Origin of the sequence: Celeribacter halophilus (genome assembly GCF_018860305.1) — a bacterium.
In the GTDB taxonomy this organism is placed as follows: Bacteria; Pseudomonadota; Alphaproteobacteria; order Rhodobacterales; family Rhodobacteraceae; genus Celeribacter; species Celeribacter halophilus_A.
This window is the reverse complement of record NZ_JAHKPE010000034.1, coordinates 1-1,811: the sequence shown is the minus strand read 5'-3', so window position 1 is coordinate 1,811 and position 1,811 is coordinate 1. Positions and strand designations below refer to the sequence as shown.

3 protein-coding genes are annotated in these 1,811 nt (G+C 45.3%); 1 reads left to right on the top strand and 2 read right to left on the bottom strand.

Annotated elements, in window-relative coordinates:
* A partial coding sequence (locus KO492_RS16570; RefSeq protein WP_216045992.1) for a hypothetical protein occupies window positions 1-325 on the top strand: 325 nt, incomplete at its 5' end.
* Window positions 326-371: 46 nt separating this feature from the next.
* On the opposite strand, the gene KO492_RS16565 is transcribed toward KO492_RS16570, so the two are convergent.
* Together KO492_RS16565 and KO492_RS16560 are read right to left on the bottom strand one after the other, a co-directional pair.
* Entirely contained in the window at window positions 372-542 is a 171-nt protein-coding gene (locus tag KO492_RS16565) for a hypothetical protein (protein ID WP_165761826.1), read from the bottom strand.
* Window positions 543-556: 14 nt separating this feature from the next.
* A complete protein-coding gene (locus tag KO492_RS16560) occupies window positions 557-1,765 on the bottom strand; it encodes a hypothetical protein (protein ID WP_216045991.1) in 1,209 nt (402 codons plus the stop codon).
* Window positions 1,766-1,811: the final 46 nt, after the last annotated feature.

Genomic DNA, 1,811 nt, shown 5'->3' with positions numbered 1-1,811 from the left:
ATTGAAGCGATTGAAGGCGGAATTTACCAAGCTGACCAACAACCTAGAACCCTTTAACAAAGCAGAACGATTCATTGTTACAGGCCGTTGGAAGTATGAAGAAAAACGCCTCGCAGCGTCTAAACGCGGCATCGAGCTAACCCAACGCGAAAGTGGTAAGTTTGGTCGGCCTAAAGGCTCTACGACCAACACTGATGACTTTCTGATAAAGCACTCTGATATTGTCACCAGTTTAGAACGTGGACGCTCTATCAACCAAACCGCAGAGTTTACAGGTAAGGGACGTTCAACCTTGAAGCGTGTAAAAGCTGCCATGAACAAATAGAAAGGGATTCATCGCGAATCCCTTTTTCTTTCTTCATTGCCAAACGTTATCGACTTCGACTTTTTTTCATGGGTTTGGGTACTATCTCAGCCTTTGGGTGTTTCTTCTGAATGTCCGTGAATTTCTCTCCAGAAAACAAACCGATCCACTCACCATCTTTTTTGACAGCTCTATCATAAGATTTTTCTGAGCCAGGGATTTTAATTTCAAAAGCCATTACTTACTTTCTCCTTAACTAACGCGGGCTGCCCGCTTTTGCTTGTGAACTTGTTCTTGATGGAGCACTTGTTTATCCTCGCGCTTCCGTTCTGAATCCTGAATAGCCTTACTTACCGTAGCCCTTACCTGGCGTTCGACCCCTTCTTTGCCTAAAAGACTGTTATTAGCTAAGTCGTTGTAGTCGGTGTGGCGATATAAGTTCTCAATGGCTGACAACTGTTCATCACTCAGTAATGACTTTTTAAGCTCTGTATGCTTATCCTCTGGGGCCGTTTCCAATACCCTCTTTGCTGCACAATGCTCTCGGTACGTTTGAGGGGTAACTTTTGGTAGGTCAACTGGATACTCAGCTTCACCAGGCGCGAAGATTGGAAAGGCAGCTGTTCCACTTACAGCTTTAGCCGCTTCACTTGCCTTTTCTTTACCAGGATTAACACCTGTCATTAACTCTTGATGACGGTCATCATCACCAAAAATCACCATCGGCTTATCTGGAAATACTTCCTGTAGTGCCTTAGCTACTACAGGTAAGTTGCCTGCATCAAAAGTTGCGACAGTTGGAAAACCCAAGGCTTCGGTATTGGTTGCTGCGGTTGCATAGCCTTCATGCAAAACAATGGCCGGAGCATCTTCTAAAGACTTCATATCCCCGCCGACGATATGAAAACATCCCTCTTTCTTGGAGTCTTTTGCAAAGCGTTTTGTACCGTCCTCTTGAATGTATTGCATCGTCCACTGCTTGCCTTGAACATCACTCAAAGGAATGTAAGTTTTTATTCCTTCGGAATCAGTTAGAACGCCAGGAAGGGGCTGAATATTTTTGCGCTCCTGGTAAGGGGTTTGCTGCGTTGCAGGGACCAGGGAAGCGACTTGACGGCTAACTCTATCAGCGGTTGCATTTTGTAAGCGTTTTTGCTCTTTTTCTCTAGCAGCTAATTTCTCTGCGGCCTCGGCTTGTAACTTTGCCTTTTCTTCTGGAGATAAGGCATAGCCTTTTGATTTCCATTTAATATCAATGCCCGTTCGATTATTCCTGATATAACCTGCGGGGTGGCCGTCAAGATGACCGACATAGAAACCTGAACCAGCACTATGGCTCAAACTATTTTTATCACCAGTGGTACGTATACGGTGCTTTTTGCCGTCCATAATGGGATGCTCTCCATCCACTTCACAACCTACAGACCGCAAAGCTTCTGCAAATTCCTCTTTAGGCGTCATCGCTGGATCTTGTTGGGTTTGGACCCTATCAGGCTGCTAACGGCTC

Bases quoted from the DNA above. Each gene is read 5' to 3' on its own strand.
- KO492_RS16565 (WP_165761826.1), bottom strand. From the start codon at position 542: ATGGCTTTTGAAATTAAAATCCCTGGCTCAGAAAAATCTTATGATAGA.
- KO492_RS16560 (WP_216045991.1), bottom strand. From the start codon at position 1,765: ATGACGCCTAAAGAGGAATTTGCAGAAGCTTTGCGGTCTGTAGGTTGT.